Here is a 16,342-nt window from a genome sequence, read left to right as displayed (position 1 = left end):
CGTGTTTTTAGCGGCACAACCTCGTATATCGATGCTGCATCGCTACGAAATTTGTAATTATCTGTCAACTCTTGTAATCATTTGGGAACGTGTCTATGGTTTCGGTCGTAGCGCCGAGGAGGGCGTCAGCGTCGGGTCGGGAGCCCGACGCATCAGCCGGTGCAAAGGCTGCGCCGGCACAAAAGGGAGGAATTCGATGGCCAAAGAAATACTGTCGCGTGGCGTCACCCGCCGCGCCGTGCTTGGTGGCATGGCTGGTGTCGCGGCGCTGTCTATCGCCGGTCGCGTGTCTGCCGCAGGCGGTGAAGCGCCGGCCCTTGCGCAACTCGCCAAGGAGGGGAAGCTGCCGCCGCTCGCCGAGCGCCTGCCGAAAAAGCCGATGGTCGTGACGCCGTTCGAGAAAGTCGGCACCTATGGCGGCTCGCTGCGCCGCGGCCTTCGCGGTTCATCCGACCATAACGGCATCCTGCGTATGGTCGGCAACCAGAGCCTTGTGCGCTGGAATCTCGATTTTACCGCTGTGCAGCCGAACCTTGCCGAACGCTGGGAAGTCAGCGACGACGCAACACAATTCACGTTCCATCTCATCGAAGGCGTGCGCTGGTCCGACGGTCATCCCTTTACGGCCGATGACGTCGTTTTCGCGATCGAAGACTGCGTCAAGAACACCGAGCTCTACAGCTCGACACCGGCGCAGCTTGCTGTCGCCGGCAAGCCGGTCACGGTCGAGAAGATTGACGACTATACGGTGAAGTTCACCTTTGCCGCGGCCAATGCGCTTTACCTGGAAAACCTCGCCACGCCGCTTGGCCAGCATCCGACGCTGTTCCCGAAGCATTACTGCAGCCAGTTCCTGCCGAAATATAATCCGAATATCGAGGCCGATGTGAAGAAGGCCGGCGTCACCAGTTGGACGGAGCTGTTCCGCAGCCGTTGCGGCGACATCGAGATCCCATCGCGATGGGGCAATGTGGATAAGCCGACGCTCGACCCATGGGTGGTCAAGGAGCCCTATGTCGGGGGGGCTACGCGCGTCGTCATGACCCGCAACCCTTATTTCTGGCAGGTCGATACCGAGGGTAACCAGCTTCCCTACATCGATGAAATCAACTTCGGCATCTCGCAGGACGTCGAATCGCTGATGCTGAATGTCATCTCCGGAAAGATCGACATCCAGGAACGCCATATCAGCGTCCTCGCCAACAAGCCGACGCTGTCCAAGAACATGGAGAAAGGCGATTATCGCCTGCTGACGCTCGTGCCTTCAGCCTCGCAACAGTGCCAGATCTATTTCAACATCACCCACAAAGATCCTGCGATGCGCAAGATGTTTGCGGATAAGGCGTTCCGGCAAGCGCTCTCGATCGGCATCAATCGCCCGGAACTCATCGATATCGTCTATTTCGGCCAGAGCGAGCCCTACCAGGCTGGGCCGCGTCCGACCCATCCCTGGTATAACGAGAAATACGCGCGCCAGTTCACCGAATATGACGCCGACAAGGCGGGCGCGATGCTCGATGAGGCCGGCTACAAGAAAGGCGGCGACGGTTTCCGCCTCCGGCCCGACGGCCAGAAGGTGTTCTTCTCGATCGACGTCATTCCGACCCTCTATCCCGACCTCGTCGATGCCCTGGAACTGGTCAGGACGCATTGGGCCCAGATCGGTATCGACATGAAGGTCAACACGATCGAGCGGGCGCTCTATTACACCCGCGGCGACGACAATGCCCATGATGCGGCGGTATGGCCGGGCCCTGGCGGTCTCGATCCGATGCTCGATCCACGCGATTTCTTCGCGTTCCATCCGCAGGGCTCGCGTTACGCCATTCCGTGGACGCTTTGGTACACCTCCAATGGTGCACGCGGCGAAGAGCCGCCGGAAAGCCAGAAGAAGCGCATGAAGCTCTTCGACGAAGCGCGTTCGACGGCTGATCTCGACAAGCGCGGCGCGATCATGAAGCAGATCTTCGACATCGCCGCGGAGGAATTCGAGACCGTCGGCCTTTGCCTTGCCGTCGGCGGCTTCGGCATCATCCGCAACAATCTGCGCAATGTTCCCGAGAAGGAGCCGGATAGCTGGTCCTGGCCCAATCCCGGCCCTGCAATGCCGCAGCAATTCACCTTCACGAGCTGATTTTCGTCTTAAGCGCCGTGCCATCAGGTACGGCGCTTTCTTTCAGTTCGCCCTCCGAGATGCCTTGCCGGTCCTGACGGCCGACAAGGCCCGGGAGGCGGCGTTCAATGCAAGAGGCGCCTCATGCTGGTCTTTATCGCCAAACGCTTCCTATGGATGATTCCGTCGCTGTTTGCCGTCAGCTTCCTGGCTTTCGTGCTGATCCAGCTGCCGCCGGGCGATTATGTCACGACCTATATTGCGACGCTGGCGGCCTCCAACGAGATCGTCGATCAGAACACGGCGGCGCAATTGCGCGAGCGCTTCGGCCTCGGCGACCCGATGCTCGTCCAATATTTCAAGTGGATATGGGGCATTCTCACACGCGGCGATTTCGGCATCTCTTTTGAATGGCAGCAGCCGGTCTCGGACCTGATCTGGGAGCGCATGGCGCTGACGCTCGTTCTGGCCCTGTCGACATTGATCGCCACCTGGGCGATCGCGCTGCCGATCGGCGTCTATTCCGCCGTGCGCAAATATTCGATCGGCGACTATTTCTTCACCGCCTTCACCTTTTTCGGCCTGGCCGTTCCGTCCTTCCTGCTGGCGCTGGTGCTGATGTATGTCGCGGCGGTCGAATTCGGACAGGATGTCGGCGGGCTGTTTTCGCCGGAATACGAGAACGCGTCCTGGAGCTTCGCCAAGATGGTCGACCTCTTCTCGCATCTCTGGCTTCCCGTCATCATTCTTGCCGTCTCCTCGACGGCGAGCCTCATCCGCGTCATGCGGGCGAACATGCTCGATGAGCTGCCGAAGCCTTACGTGACCACGGCACGGGCAAAAGGGCTCTCTGAGTTCCGGCTGCTGATGAAATATCCTCTGATGATCGCCCTCAATCCGTTCATCTCGACAATTGCCTGGCTGCTGCCCAACCTCATTTCCGGCTCGGTCGTCGTCGCCATCGTCCTCAATCTGCCAACGGCTGCTCCTTTGCTGCTGCAGGCACTGATGGCTCAGGACATGTATCTCGCCGGTGCCTTCGTCCTGCTGATCTGCGCGCTGACGCTGATAGGCTCTCTGATCAGCGATATCCTGCTTGCGCTGGTCGATCCCCGCATCCGGTTGGAATAGGAGCCTCACATGGCCGACATCACCGTTACGAACATTCCGCCGGATCGCGCCGCCGTTGCGTCGCAGTGGCAGCTCATTTGGTGGGCTTTCCGCCGGCATCGGCTGGCCATGGTGGCGCTCGTCGTCACCGTGCTGATGTATATCGTCGCCCTGCTTCCCGGCTTCTTCGCCATCAACGATCCGAACCTGCAAAATGCGCGGGCGACTTTTCACCCGCCGCAGAGATTGCATCTGATCGATACCCAGAACGGCTTCTCCTTCGGCCCGCATTATTATCCGATGAAGCTGACCCGTGATCCGGAAACGCTGGCCGCCATCTTCAAGGAGGACACGACAAAACGTGTCGACGTCCAATTCTTCGGGCGCGGCTATGAATATTCGGTGTTCGGCCTGTTCAGAACCAACATCCATCTGATCGCCTCGCCCGACAAGACGACGCCGCTGCTTCTGTTCGGCGCTGACAGGCTTGGGCGCGATGTCTTCAGCCGAACGGTGCAGGGCTCGCAGATCTCGTTGTCGATCGGCCTCGTCGGTGTCTTCTTCTCGTTGATGCTCGGCATCGTGCTCGGCGGCATCTCGGGATATTACGGCGGCCGCATCGATTTCTTCCTGCAGCGGGTGATCGATTTCGTGCTGTCGCTGCCGACGATTCCGATCTGGCTCGCAATGGCCGCGGCCCTGCCGCAGGACTGGCCTGCGACGCTGCAATATATGATGATTACGATCATCCTGTCGCTGACCGGCTGGGCGCAGCTTGCCCGCGTCGTTCGCGGCCGCTTCCTGTCTTTGCGCACCGAGGAATTCGTCGCTGCCGCCAGGCTCGACGGTGTTCGCGAAAGACGCATCATCTTTCGCCATATGCTGCCGAGTTTCGCCAGCCATATCATCGCGTCGATCACGCTTGCAGTGCCGGCGATGATCCTTGCCGAAACCTCTCTCTCTTTCCTGGGGCTCGGTCTGCAGCCGCCGACCATCTCCTGGGGCGTGCTTTTGCGCGAGGCCCAGAACATTCGCTCGATTGCCACCGCGCCATGGCTTTTCATGCCGGGCTGTGCCGTCGTGGTCGCCGTGATGGCGCTCAACCTTCTCGGCGACGGCCTGCGCGATGCGGCCGATCCCTACAACAAATGAGGCCGGCATGACCGACATCCTTCCCATTGCCGGCAGGCCGCTGCTCCAGGTGAAAAATCTGACGGTCGAGTTCCCTCTGCGCACCGGCGTCTTTCGCGCGGTCAGCGATCTGTCTTTCTCGATCGAGCCGGGTAAGACGCTCTGTGTCGTCGGCGAAAGCGGATCCGGCAAATCGGTGACGGCGCGATCGATCCTGCAGATCGTCGATGCGCCCGGCCGCATATCCGGCGGGTCGATCATATTGAACGATCAGAACGGCGGCTCGATCGATCTGACCAGCCTCAATCCGCGCGGGCGTCAGATCCGAGCGATCCGCGGCCGCGACATCGCCATGATCTTCCAGGAGCCGATGTCGTCGCTGTCGCCGATCCACACGGTCGGCAACCAGATCGTCGAGGCGCTTCGCCTTCACACCAGGATGAGCAAGGCAGAGGCGCGTGCTGAAGCCATATCGCTGCTTAAGCAGGTCGAGATTCCCTCGCCGGATAAAGCGCTGGACCGATATGCCTTTCAATATTCCGGCGGGATGCGTCAGCGCGCGATGATTGCCATGGCGCTCGCCTGCAAACCGCAGCTGCTGATCGCCGACGAACCGACCACGGCCCTCGACGTGACGACCCAGGCCGAAATTCTCGACCTGATCGCCCGGCTGCAGAAGGCCAAGGGCATGGCCGTTCTGTTCATCACGCATGACATGGGAGTCGTGGCGCAGATCGCCGACGATGTACTCGTCATGCACAACGGCGTCGCCAAGGAATATGCGCCGGTCGAGCAGATTTTTCATGCGCCGAAAGACGACTATACCCGGATGCTGATCGGCTCGGTGCTGAAGCTGGAAGCGAAGGCCGAAATCCGGCTGGCGCGCCTGCCGCTCGACACGACGGCGCCACCGATCCTCGAGCTCCGCAATGTATCGATGGATTTCGGCGAGGTGAAAGCGCTGGACGATGTTTCCATTTCGCTTCTGCCGGGCGAAACACTCGGCATCGTCGGGGAGAGCGGATCCGGCAAGACGACGATGGGTCGCTCGATCATGCGGCTGATTGATCCCACAGCAGGCGAAATCCTCTATCGCCGTGCCGACGGCGACATCATCGATCTGGCAACGGCAAAAGGTCAGACGCTCGCCGCCGCACGGCGGGAATTGCGAATGGTGTTTCAGGATCCTTTCGGCTCCCTCAACCCGCGCATGACCGTCTCCCAGATCATCGGCGAACCGCTGCTCGTCAATGGCGTCGCAAAAGGGCGGGCGCTGGAAGAGCGGGTTTGCCACCTGATGGAGCAGGTTGGTCTCGACCCGAGGGCACGCGAACGCTATCCGCACGCATTCTCCGGCGGCCAGCGTCAGCGCATCGGTATTGCCCGCGCCATCACCCTCAATCCGCGCGTCATCGTTGCCGATGAGGCAACCTCGGCGCTCGACGTTTCCGTGCGCTCGCAGGTGCTCGATCTGTTGATGCGCCTGCAGGACGAACTCGGCCTCGCCTATATCTTCATCAGCCATGACATTGGCGTTATCCGCTACATGTGCGACCGTGTCGGCGTCATGTACAAAGGCCAGCTCGTCGAAATCGGCGATGCGGAGAAGGTCTGCCGCACGCCCGAGCACGCCTATACGCAGGCGCTGATATCAGCGATCCCGCGCCCCGATCCGCGTGATCGCGATCAGTCGCGGCGTTTCCGTTACGTCGCGCCGGACATTCTGAAGAATGGGAGTTCTCTGCGATGAAAATCACCGGGCTCCGCACTTTTCTCATGCATGTCGGTCAGCCAGACCCCTCGAAATGGGCTTCCGACCAACGTGCGGGTGATGGCGCCTCCAAGCAGTTCGGCGGTACCAGAAACTGGCTCTTTCTGAAGATCGATACCGACGAGGGCATCACCGGCATCGGTGAATGCTCCGGCTGGCCGCGCGTCGTCGAGACGGCGATCCATGATCTCGCCCCACTCCTGATCGGCGAAGATCCGGCTCATACCGAGCGGCTGTGGCAGAAGATGCATATCGCGATGATGGGCCATGGCATGCTCGGGACGGTCGGTGGCGGTGCGATGACCGGCATCGACATGGCGCTATGGGACATCAAGGGCAAGGCGCTCGGCGTGCCTGTCTGGATGCTGCTCGGCGGCAAGGTGCGCGACCGGATCCCGATCTATTCGCATGCGAATACACCCGAGCGCGCGCTTGCCCTCAAAGCGCGCGGTATCAAGGCGATCAAATGCGGCGGGGTCGCCGATCCGGTCCGCAAGGTTGCCACCCTGCGTGACGCCGTCGGCGACGATATGGACATTGCCATCGATCTGCATGGGCCGCCATGGCTGACGCCTGCGGATGCCTGCCGGCTGGTTCGGGCGCTCGAACCCTATGAATTGATGTGGGTGGAGGATCCGATCGCGCCGGAGAATATCGACGGCTACCGTCGCATCCGCGACGCAGCGCATGTGCCGCTTGCGGCTGGCGAACGCTCTGCAACCATCTTCGGCGAGCGTGAGCTCATCGAGAAGGAACTGGTCGACGTGATCCAGCCGGACACCGGCCGGGCCGGCGGCATCACCCAGATGAAGAAGATCGCGGCCATGGCCGAGGCGCATCATATCCAGATGGCGCCGCATTCGGGCTCGCTCGGGCCAGTGGCGGAATATGCGGCTTTGCATCTGCTTGCGGCGATCCCCAACGCCCTCATCCTCGAGCGCCTCGACGATGATTGGGACGGCCGTCGCCAGACGATCGTGCCGCATCCTGAGCAGGTCGACGGCTTGATCGCCGTTCCCAATGGCCCGGGACTTGGCTGCGATATCGACGAGGCCTTCGTGGCGCGCTTCCCCAGCGGCGGCAATGTCTCGGTGCCGCAAGGTGCCGGCGCCTACAATCCCGGAACCGACAACCAGCATCTCTACGTGCAGACGCGCTAGTCGCGCCGCAGCTATTTCAATCGCTAGAAGGACAAAAAGATGAAGATCGACCGCATGCGGGTTTTCATGACCCGCGACAAGGACCGTCCCCGCGTGATCGTCGCGCTCGACACCGATGATGGGCTAACGGGCTGGGGTGAATGCTACAATCACGGCCCCGACAAGGCGCTTCCGCCGCTGCTGGATTATCTCTACGAATTTCTGTCCGGCCAGGATCCGACACGCGTCGACTATCTGGTCAATCTGTTGATCCAGCAAAGCCGGTTCCCGCCGGGCGCGCTCGGTCTTGCCGCGATCTCCGCGCTCGATCACTGCCTGTGGGACCTTGCGGCTAAGGCAGCGAACGTCCCGGTCTACAAGCTGCTGGGCGGCGAAGTGCGCGACCGCATCAAGGTCTATGCCGGAGTATACACCGCACCGGATGCGCCGGCGGCCCGCGACGAGTTCGATCGTCTGAAGGAGGGGTGGGGTTTTACCGCCTTCAAGCTCAGCCCCTGGCGTCTCGACATGCACGCCCATCGCTGGGGCAACGTCGTCAAGGCCTCGGCTGATTATTTCCGCTCGCTGCGCGAAACGGTCAATGACGAATACGAGATCGCCTTCGACGCCCACGCCAAGATCTTCGAGCCGATCGCCGCAAGGCAACTCGGCAATGCCTTGGCCCCCTACGACCCGCTGTTTTACGAGGAGCCGCTGCGTCCTGAAAATATCGAGGCCTGGGGCGACCTGAAACAGGGGCTCAATTGCGTGCTCGCAACCGGCGAGTCGCTCTATAACAGAAACGAGTTCCTGCGCCTGCTGCAGGTCAAGGGCGCCGACCTCATCCAGCCGGATATCTGCGTTGTCGGCGGCATCAGCGAAATGCGCCGCATCGCCACGCTCGCCGAAGCCTTCTTCGTTGGGGTGGCGCCGCATAACCCGATGGGACCGCTTGCCACCGCGGTCAATGTTCATTTTTCGGCCGCGGCGCAGAATTTCCGCATCCTCGAATACCGGCTGCCAAAGGGACAGGCCTACGTCTATGGCGGCATCGATATCGAGAAGCGGCAGGGAGAAACCCGCTACGTCGTCGATCCCTATCTGCCGAAGGACGGTTATCTCGAATTGCGTCCCGATCGGCCGGGCTGGGGCGTCGAAATGGACGAGAAGGCGATGGAAGAGGAAGGCTACATCCATTGGCAGCGGCGCGTGCCGAAGCGGCCTGACGGCTCCTACGCCTTCGCCTGAGGGCATCGCGCGCTTTAAAAACAGGAGCTGGCCGTCCGGATGGACCCGGCCAGCGCCCGCAGGGCGACGCTTCTAGGCATCCCTAGGCAGCACTGAGCGAACCCTTGCGATGAAGACATGAAAGTCCTGCATGAAAGTGCGAAGGAAATCGGCGGTGGTGTCGTTCGTGACCTCGCCGTCATCGGTGATCAACCCCGGTGTGAACTGGATGTAGGCTTCCGGGGCATTCATCTGGGGAGAGTTGCAGAAACTGAGCACACTGCGCAAATTCTGCTGGGCGACTGCTGTGCCTATCGCGCCCGGCGACGTGCCGATCACCGCTGACGGCTTACGTCTGAACGAGTTGGTGCCGTAGGGGCGGCTCGCCCAGTCGATTGCGTTTTTCAGCCCGCCGGGTATGGATCGATTGTATTCGGGCGTGACAAACAGCACGGCGTCGACGGCCGCGATTGCCGCCTTGAATGCCTTGCCAGCCGGAGGGTAGTCGGCATCATAGTCGTAGCTGTAGAGCGGCAGGTCCTTGAAGGGTATCTCCGACATTTCAAGTTCCGGCGGGGCGAACCGCACCAACGCCTTGGCGAGCTTGCGGTTGATCGAGCCCTTGGCGAGGCTGCCGATGAGATAGCCTACTTTATGCGTGGTCATGGCGTTCTCCAATATCTCGCGATGACGATCGCAAGTCACTAATCGCCGAGGAACGTGACCGTCTCGCCGAGCGGGGCGCGGCCTGTACGGGCGTAACTGACCGTGGGGTCCTCGTACCCGATCGACATGCCGCAGAAGAGGATGAGCCCGTCCGGGGGCGAGAGGACCTCCGCGACCGTCTCGCGAACCTGCGACCACGCCATCTGCGGGCAACTGTGCAGACCTTCGGCGCGGAGCAGCAGCATGACGGTCTGCAGATACATGCCAACGTCGGCCCATTGGGGTGGGCCCAGGTCACGGTCAATGTAGCAGAACAGGGCGGCGGGCGCGCCGAAACAGTTCCAGTTGGCGATTGCTGCCCGCTGGCGCGCCTCCCAGTCCTCGCGTGCAATGCCGAGCGCGCTGTAGCGCTCCTTGCCGAAGGCGGACCGGCGCTCCCCGTAGGGAGGTTTCAGCGCGGGCGGGTACATCTCGTACTCCCGCTTATCCCAGGGGTCACCATGGGCCACGCGCTCGACGGCGGACGTCTTGAGCTCGGCCAGCGATGCGCCGGTCATCACGTAGGTGTTCCACGGCTGGATGTTCGATCCTGACGGCGACCAAGCTGCGGCGGACAGTACACGCTCAAGTACCTCCCTCTCCACAGGCTCGTCTTTGAATCCGCGCACCGACCGTCGACTTTTGACTGCCTCATATACGTCCATGATCGCCTCCGTCCGCCCCCAGCCCAGCAATCTCGCCGATCCGCAGCGCATAGCGCGACGAAAGTTCGTCGGGTTCTGGTCTGCCGGGGTATGAAGTATTGTCCATACTCATGGCCGTCTCCTGACTGTTCCGTTCCTGATGTGGTCCATTATCGCCATTCGCAATGGAGGCGTAATCACACCGTGGTCTAGGAGGCGTACATCAAACGTACATCAGGGATCGACGCGTTCGAGGGGCATGTGGGCCAAGCACCGCGGGGCTCCCGCGCCACCGCATCCCGGCCTTGGAATTGCGCCGCCTGAACGGCCTCAGCTTGGCGCTTAAGCTCAAGCCGCAGTCATCTCTTTCGAAACCGCCTTCTTCGCCATTGCGCTGCTCTTCGTTGCCCCGGCGTCGATCCTGAGTTGCCGACAAGATCATCCTCCGCAAGAGCAACGCTTCGTGATTTCGTCAGGTGAGTACGGTTCGGGCACATTCTACGTCGGTGCGACGGTGCCATCCGAAGATGTCGGCGAGCGTATCGAGCATCGCTGTGGCTGCAGCTGATTGAAGTGAATAGTAGATCGTCTGGGCAGCCCTTCGGGTCTGCACGAGTTCCTGTTCTCGAAGAATTGCCAAATGCTGGGAAGTCGAAGATTGGCTTAATCCCACCTCGTCGGCCAGGACGCTCACAGACATTTCTCCTTCGGCCAACAGATGCAGAATGTGAAGCCGTTTGGCATTCCCCATGGCTGACAGGAAGTTTGCTTCGTTGTCGAAGGCGTTGGTTTCAGGGGAAGGCGCGGCTGACGATTGATTGTTCAAGGCGAGATCTCCTTTGGGGAACCAAAGCCGGGTCATATCCCCGAGCTTTAATTTAGAGATAACGCATGGGTGCGGGGCCGAAACCCACTATCGGCGCCGCATCGTCTTTTCCGGCGCGAATCGGATACGGCGCGCATCAAATGGACAGCGGCGGCAGATCATGTTCGAGGCCGGCATTCATCACCTATAAGCGAGTAAGCTAGCGCGGGCCGACCTGGCGCATTTGTGCGGGCAGTGTTTCCCACGCCCGGATCAATTCGCCGATGGAGGCCGCCTCCATCTTGTGCATGACATTGCTGCGATGCAGCTTGACCGTCACCTCACTGATGCCGAAATCGAAGGCAATCTGCTTGTTGAGACGTCCGCGCGCCACTTCATGCAGAACCTCGCGTTCACGCTGCGTCAGCGTCTCCAGGCGCTCGATATTGCGCTTGGCGATAGCGGCTTCCGCCCGTCGCTCGGCATCCATCGCAATGGCCGCACTGATGGCGTCGAGCAGCGTCTGGTCCCGCGCCGGTTTGGTGAGAAAGTCCACGGCGCCGGCCTTCATCGCCTGGACGGTCATCGGGATGTCGCCATGTCCGGTCAGGAAGATGATCGGTTTGGAAATGCCGTTTTCGGCCAGATGACTCTGCAGGTGAAGGCCGCTTGCGCCTGGCATGCGCACGTCGAGGATCAGGCAGCCGGGGCTATCCAATATATCGGCTTCAAGCAATTCTCGGGTCGAAGCAAAACTGGTCGACTGGAAACCCGCCGACAAGATCAGCTCAGACAGTGCCTCGCGCACCGAGGCGTCGTCATCGACGATTATGACAAGCGGCTGATTCTCTTCATAAGTGCATTGCAGTGATAACGGCGCCGATCTCCGCTGCAACGGCTGGTCAACTCTCATGTCACCCTCCATCTGTCGATTTATGCAAAGCGTTGGCGATGGCCGCCAGCAGGGCCTGGGCATCGAAGGGCTTGCGGAAAAATCCGCCCGCGCCTTGAGCGCGTCCCTGATCGGCTATTTCGTGGCGGCCCGTGATCATGAATACCGGCAGCTCCGGACGTGATTTCCTTACCAGGTCACGAAGTTCGAAGCCGTCGATGCCAGGCATTCCGATATCGGTGATGAGCAGGTCGAGGTCCGACAGCCCGTTGACGAGCAGCGAGCCCGCCGATGAGAAGCTGCGGGCCACATAACCCGCAGATTCCAGAAGGTCGCCCATCGATTCAAGCAACCTTGGATCGTCATCGACAATTGCCACGACGTGTCTTGTCTTGTTCATGTTTCAATTCCCTCCCACTCGGCGCGAGTGGGTTATCGGTATTTCCAATCTCTCCGCGATCCGCACCAGATCGGCGAGCGATGCCGCCGCCATTTTCTGCATCACATTTCTTCTGTGGATTTGCAGCGTCACTTCGCTGATCCCCAATTCGGCTGCCGCCTGCTTGTTGAGAAGGCCGCTGACGACGAGTGGCAGCACCTCGCGCTCTCGCGGCGTCAGGTCGAGATAGTGCCGTCTGAGCATATCGAGCTCGGCGCGTTCCGATCTCTTCTCTCGATCCTCAGCGATCGCTGCGTGGATTGCCGCCATGAGGTCTGCATCGCTGAAGGGTTTGGTCAGGAAATCCACCGCGCCATGTTTGATCGCACGCACGGAGGAGGGAATGTCGCCATGTCCTGTGATGAAGACGATCGGCGGATGATCCCTGCCGGCGATCTGTGTCTGCAGATCGAGGCCGTTGATGTCAGGCAGCTCGATATCGAGGATGAGGCAGGCGGGGACATCCGGCTTGTCCGCTCTCACGTAGTCGCCGGCCGATTCGAAGGCGATGGCGCGCATGCCGTGCGAGTCCAGCAGCTCGCTGAGCGCTTCCCGAACACGTTCGTCGTCATCGACGATGAAGACAATATGGTCATCAATCGTCATGACGCCGCCTTCATTTCTATGGGCAAGGTGAAGACCAACGTCGCTCCGTGGGGTTCGTTCTTCTCGGCCCACAATCGGCCGCCGTGCTGCTCGACGATCGAGCGGCAGATCGCCAGCCCCATGCCCATGCCATTTTCCTTTGTCGTGAAGAACGGGTCGAACATCTTCTCGGGGAACTCGATACCGTGGCCGCGATCGCTGATTTCGGTCTGGACGACATTGCCGATGTGGCGCACGCGCATCTCGATCAACTTATCTCCTGCAATGGCTTCCATCGCCTCAATACCGTTGCGGATCAGATTGATCAGAACCTGCTGGATCTGGATGCGATCGACTGCGATGAGCGGAAAGTTGCCGTCGATGCCCACATCGATCCGAACGCGACGCCGCGACGCTTCGTCGGCCATGAGGTTGCGCGCTTCATCGATGATGCTGGAGAGCGTCGTCTGGATCCTCCTGTCAACGGATTGCTTGAACAGAGCGCGAATGCGGCTGACGACATCCGCCGCCGAGTTGGCATCCCGGATGATGCGCTCGACCGTCCTCTGTGCCCGCTCCATATTCGGCGGCTCGGCCATGAGCCAGCGCTGGCAGGCGTGTGAGTTGGCCACGACGGCCGCAAGCGGCTGGTTCACCTCGTGCGCGATGGAGGCAGAAAGCTCGGCCAGGCTCGCCACCTGGCTCGCCCGTGCAAGACCCTCTCGCGCTCGACGCAGATCTTCCTCCGCGTGAACCTCACCGTCGATATCAAGGCAGATGACATTCCACTGGACGATGACGCCTTCGGCATTGCGCATCGGTGCCGCACGCGTCTCGACCCAGCGATATTCACCATCATGGCGCCGCAGACGGTGCCTACGCGCATAGGGCTCGCCAGTGGCCAATGAATGGGCATAGTTTTCTTTGACCCCTGCCACATCGTCGGGATGAACACCGGCATCGAGTGTGCCGTCCAGCCGGGTTTTGCCCGTTCCATCCAACTCTTCGAGATTATAACCGAGGAAATCACGCAGTTGCTGGCTGCGATAGATCGGCTCGCCATTCGGTGCGGCGCAATCGATCATCGCCGGCAGCGTTTCAACGAGCTGCCAAAGCGAGCGTTCTCTCTCCCGCAACGCCTCCTCGACGCGCAGTTGATCGTCGATGTCATGCGAGAGACCATACCATTGGATGATCCGGCCGTTTTCATCCCGCAACGGCTCCGCGCTGCCCTTCACCCAGCGGTAGACGCCATCGGCGCGCCGCAGGCGATACTGCTTCAAGAAGCGCTCGCCGGTGACGAGCGAATGGTTGAGCGCTTCGGCGAGGTTGGCGGCATCATCGGGATGGACGGCGGCTTCGATGAGGGCTGCCAGCCGGCTCAAGCCGGGCTTTTCCATATCGGCGATGCCGAGACCGAGAAAATCGATCAGGCGCTGGTTGAAGAAGGTCGGCGTGCCTTCCGAATTGAGCCGCCAGAGCATGCTGGGAACCATATCCACCAGTTGCGAAAGCTCTCGCTCGCGGTCGCGCAGCGCTTCCTGCGCACGCATCTCGTCGTCGATGTCGACTGAGATCACATACCATTGGATGATTGCGCCGCTTTGATCCCGCAGCGGTTCCGCACGGCCGTCGACCCAGCGATAGGCACCGTCGAAACGGCGCATGCGGTATTTTATCGAGAAGGGATCGCCACTGGCGAGGGAACGGTGAACCGTCTCCAGCAACCTCGATGCGTCATCGGGATGGACGAGGGTGTGAATGACCGACGAGAGGCGGCTCATGTCGGGCCTGTCCATATCGCCTACGTCGAGACCGAAAAAGTCGATCAGGCGTTTGTTGAAGAAGACCGGCTCGCCTTTCGGCGTCAGGCGCCTGATCTGAGCCGGGACCATGTCGACGAGCTGCGAGAGTTCGCGCTCTCGGTTGCGCAACGCCTCCAGTGCGCGTACCTCATCGTCGATGTCGAGAGAAACGCCATACCATTCCGCGACCGTTCCGTTTTCGTCGCGCCGAGGCTCCACCCGGCACTCCGCCCAGCGGTAGACGTCATCCTTTTCGCGCCAGCGAAATCGCATCGCGGAGCCGTCGCCGGTTTCGAAACAGTTCCGGAGTGTGCGCTGGATACCGGGAGCGTCTTCGGGATGAACCAGCTGCTGCAGCAGATCGTCGATGCGCGGTTCACCGAGAGCGTCGAAATTGGCGATAACCGAGCGGAAATGATCCTGATACCGCTTATTGAAATAGAACGACCCGCCGTCGGGCTCTACACTCCAGATGCGGACCGGCACGGCGTCTATGATCTGCTGAAGCTGTTGTTGGCTCCGACGCACAGCGTCCTCGGCATGGACCTGATCGTCGATGTCGTGGCAAAGGCCGTACCACTGGACGATGCGCCCCGCCTGATCCCGCATTGGCTCGGCACGGCTCGACATCCAGCGATAAATTCCGTCGGCGCGACGCAAGCGATAGCGGCTGGCGAAGTTTTCGCCCGTGAGAAGACACCTCCGAAGGGCATCACCGAACCCCACCGCATCCTCGGGATGAACGGTGGCGTCCAGGAGCGCCTCCAGCCGACTCATGCCCGGCTTATCGAAATCCACGACATCCAGGCCGAGGAAATCGACCATCCGCCTATTGAAGAATGTCGGCTCGCCATCGGGCGTCAGGCGCCACACATGGCTCGGAACCATATCCACGAGATGCGAAAGCTCCTCCTCCCGTTCCCGCAATGTTTCTATGCTTTGGCGCAAATTGAGCACTGCCGACTGGTGCTGCCGGGAAATGGCGGCCACGATGAGCGCCGAAAATGCCGAGATGGCTAGAAAAAGCTGCAGCATGACCTGCTTGTGCTTCTGGGACTCGGGATCGCCGGCGAACTGGCTGGTCCCCGTTATCGTAAACAGCGCCGTGATCAGGGCGAGGAGAGCCAAGGATACGGCAGCCCCTTTGAACTCGAAGCGAACGGCAGCCCAAAGAAGGGGCGGCATGATGATGTATGCGAAGGGGAGGTAGCCGCTCAGAGAAAGAGCGCCAACGCCGAGAAAGATCAACCCCAGGACGCCAGCTTCCACCCATTGCGCGGCTGAGAGCCGGGTCGTGCCGCGCCAGCTATGAAACACGACCAGTGCCAGCGGTGCTACGATCAAGACGCCGGTGGCGTCTCCGATCCACCATAGAGGCCAAGCCGTTGCAAAGGATTGCGATTGCATGCCAAACCATGCCAGGGTCGCACTTCCCACAGTCGCGCTGACGATGGGCGCAATCCCTGCGCCCAGTACGACAAATGCGAAAACGTCCTGCAAGGTTTCAAGCCGAACTGGCCGCTTCAAAGTCTGGTTGACGAGCCATGCCCCGGCCACCGCTTCAAGGGCGTTGCCGATGTAGATCAGGACGGCCGCAGGCAAGGGGCTGTGGAACCACAGGTAATTGCTGAATAGTTCAGCCAGGCAGCCCGCCAGTATCCACCAGGGCCAGCTGTAGCCGGAGGCGAGGACAAGTGTTGCGATGAAAAGCCCGCTCGCGGGCCAGATGGAAATACCGGTTCCAGGGACGATCGCCAGCGACTGTGCGAATCCGCAGGCCAGCACATAGGCCACGACGAAAAGCCCCAGGTGCAGGGGTCGGGGGCGGTGCGACCAGACGCTCATCATCAGTTGCTCCTGCCGGACAGACAAAGCCAGCGGATCGTCGGCGTTTCGTACCGTAGTTCTTCTCGATTTCGGGGCTGGCGAGCTCATGTTCAAACCGTAACCCCGCCACATTACAACCGCAACTCATG

13 protein-coding genes are annotated in these 16,342 nt (G+C 60.8%); 6 read left to right on the top strand and 7 right to left on the bottom strand.

The genetic code is table 11. The features are described 5' to 3' along the window. Positions 1–196 precede the first annotated feature (196 nt). From C3Y91_RS16610 to C3Y91_RS16585, 6 genes are all read left to right on the top strand, one after another. Positions 197–2,134, top strand: coding sequence for an ABC transporter substrate-binding protein (locus tag C3Y91_RS16610; protein WP_168575594.1), 1,938 nt, complete (start codon positions 197–199; stop codon positions 2,132–2,134). A gap of 123 nt (positions 2,135–2,257) precedes the next feature. Then, complete coding sequence (locus tag C3Y91_RS16605) at positions 2,258–3,244, top strand: ABC transporter permease (protein WP_003562632.1); 987 nt, start codon at positions 2,258–2,260, stop codon at positions 3,242–3,244. A 9-nt stretch (positions 3,245–3,253) separates the two neighbouring features. Further along, positions 3,254–4,375: an ABC transporter permease gene (locus C3Y91_RS16600; protein WP_017967395.1), complete on the top strand. Its 1,122-nt coding sequence runs from the start codon at positions 3,254–3,256 to the stop codon at positions 4,373–4,375. 7 nt (positions 4,376–4,382) lie between these two features. Beyond that, positions 4,383–6,104, top strand: a complete 1,722-nt coding sequence (locus C3Y91_RS16595; protein WP_130657027.1) for an ABC transporter ATP-binding protein — start codon at positions 4,383–4,385, stop codon at positions 6,102–6,104. Then, positions 6,101–7,285, top strand: coding sequence for a mandelate racemase/muconate lactonizing enzyme family protein (locus tag C3Y91_RS16590; RefSeq protein ID WP_168575593.1), 1,185 nt, complete (start codon positions 6,101–6,103; stop codon positions 7,283–7,285). Before C3Y91_RS16595 ends, C3Y91_RS16590 begins: the two co-directional genes overlap by 4 nt. A 39-nt stretch (positions 7,286–7,324) precedes the next feature. Beyond that, positions 7,325–8,512: a galactarate dehydratase gene (locus C3Y91_RS16585; protein WP_018073084.1), complete on the top strand. Its 1,188-nt coding sequence runs from the start codon at positions 7,325–7,327 to the stop codon at positions 8,510–8,512. Positions 8,513–8,584: 72 nt separating this feature from the next. Here the strand turns inward: C3Y91_RS16585 and C3Y91_RS16580 are convergent, their stop codons facing one another. From C3Y91_RS16580 to C3Y91_RS16550, 7 genes are all read right to left on the bottom strand, one after another. After that, positions 8,585–9,157 carry an NADPH-dependent FMN reductase gene (locus C3Y91_RS16580; protein ID WP_130673596.1) on the bottom strand — a complete coding sequence of 191 codons (573 nt, stop codon included), beginning with the start codon at positions 9,155–9,157 and terminating at the stop codon, positions 8,585–8,587. 38 nt (positions 9,158–9,195) lie between these two features. Continuing rightward, the gene (locus C3Y91_RS16575) at positions 9,196–9,861 is read right to left on the bottom strand and encodes a nitroreductase (RefSeq protein WP_024319734.1); all 666 of its coding nucleotides are present in this window, start codon (positions 9,859–9,861) and stop codon (positions 9,196–9,198) included. Between the two features lie 451 nt (positions 9,862–10,312). Beyond that, the gene (locus tag C3Y91_RS16570; RefSeq protein WP_024319735.1) at positions 10,313–10,666 is read right to left on the bottom strand and encodes an ArsR/SmtB family transcription factor; all 354 of its coding nucleotides are present in this window, start codon (positions 10,664–10,666) and stop codon (positions 10,313–10,315) included. Positions 10,667–10,865: 199 nt separating this feature from the next. Continuing rightward, complete coding sequence (locus tag C3Y91_RS16565; protein ID WP_024319736.1) at positions 10,866–11,558, bottom strand: response regulator transcription factor; 693 nt, start codon at positions 11,556–11,558, stop codon at positions 10,866–10,868. Between the two features lies 1 nt (position 11,559). Beyond that, positions 11,560–11,937 (bottom strand): response regulator, encoded by a 378-nt coding sequence (locus C3Y91_RS16560; RefSeq protein ID WP_024319737.1) that lies wholly within the window; start codon positions 11,935–11,937, stop codon positions 11,560–11,562. Positions 11,938–11,940: 3 nt separating this feature from the next. Next, entirely contained in the window at positions 11,941–12,582 is a 642-nt protein-coding gene (locus tag C3Y91_RS16555; protein WP_024319738.1) for a response regulator transcription factor, read from the bottom strand. Continuing rightward, entirely contained in the window at positions 12,579–16,214 is a 3,636-nt protein-coding gene (locus tag C3Y91_RS16550) for a PAS domain-containing protein (protein ID WP_168575592.1), read from the bottom strand. Before C3Y91_RS16550 ends, C3Y91_RS16555 begins: the two co-directional genes overlap by 4 nt. Between the last annotated feature and the right edge of the window lie 128 nt (positions 16,215–16,342).

Origin of the sequence: Rhizobium ruizarguesonis, from assembly GCF_012349115.1 — a bacterium.
GTDB lineage: Bacteria > Pseudomonadota > Alphaproteobacteria > Rhizobiales > Rhizobiaceae > Rhizobium > Rhizobium ruizarguesonis.
This window is presented reverse-complemented; position numbering and strand designations above follow the sequence as displayed.

Excerpts from the sequence above, each read along its gene's own strand:
- C3Y91_RS16565 (WP_024319736.1), bottom strand. The coding sequence starts at position 11,558 with ATGAGAGTTGACCAGCCGTTGCAGCGGAGATCGGCGCCGTTATCACTG.
- C3Y91_RS16605 (WP_003562632.1), top strand. The coding sequence starts at position 2,258 with ATGCTGGTCTTTATCGCCAAACGCTTCCTATGGATGATTCCGTCGCTG.
- C3Y91_RS16585 (WP_018073084.1), top strand. The coding sequence starts at position 7,325 with ATGAAGATCGACCGCATGCGGGTTTTCATGACCCGCGACAAGGACCGT.
- C3Y91_RS16600 (WP_017967395.1), top strand. The coding sequence starts at position 3,254 with ATGGCCGACATCACCGTTACGAACATTCCGCCGGATCGCGCCGCCGTT.
- C3Y91_RS16580 (WP_130673596.1), bottom strand. The coding sequence starts at position 9,157 with ATGACCACGCATAAAGTAGGCTATCTCATCGGCAGCCTCGCCAAGGGC.
- C3Y91_RS16610 (WP_168575594.1), top strand. The coding sequence starts at position 197 with ATGGCCAAAGAAATACTGTCGCGTGGCGTCACCCGCCGCGCCGTGCTT.
- C3Y91_RS16550 (WP_168575592.1), bottom strand. The coding sequence starts at position 16,214 with ATGATGAGCGTCTGGTCGCACCGCCCCCGACCCCTGCACCTGGGGCTT.
- C3Y91_RS16595 (WP_130657027.1), top strand. The coding sequence starts at position 4,383 with ATGACCGACATCCTTCCCATTGCCGGCAGGCCGCTGCTCCAGGTGAAA.
- C3Y91_RS16560 (WP_024319737.1), bottom strand. The coding sequence starts at position 11,937 with ATGAACAAGACAAGACACGTCGTGGCAATTGTCGATGACGATCCAAGG.
- C3Y91_RS16575 (WP_024319734.1), bottom strand. The coding sequence starts at position 9,861 with ATGGACGTATATGAGGCAGTCAAAAGTCGACGGTCGGTGCGCGGATTC.
- C3Y91_RS16590 (WP_168575593.1), top strand. The coding sequence starts at position 6,101 with ATGAAAATCACCGGGCTCCGCACTTTTCTCATGCATGTCGGTCAGCCA.
- C3Y91_RS16555 (WP_024319738.1), bottom strand. The coding sequence starts at position 12,582 with ATGACGATTGATGACCATATTGTCTTCATCGTCGATGACGACGAACGT.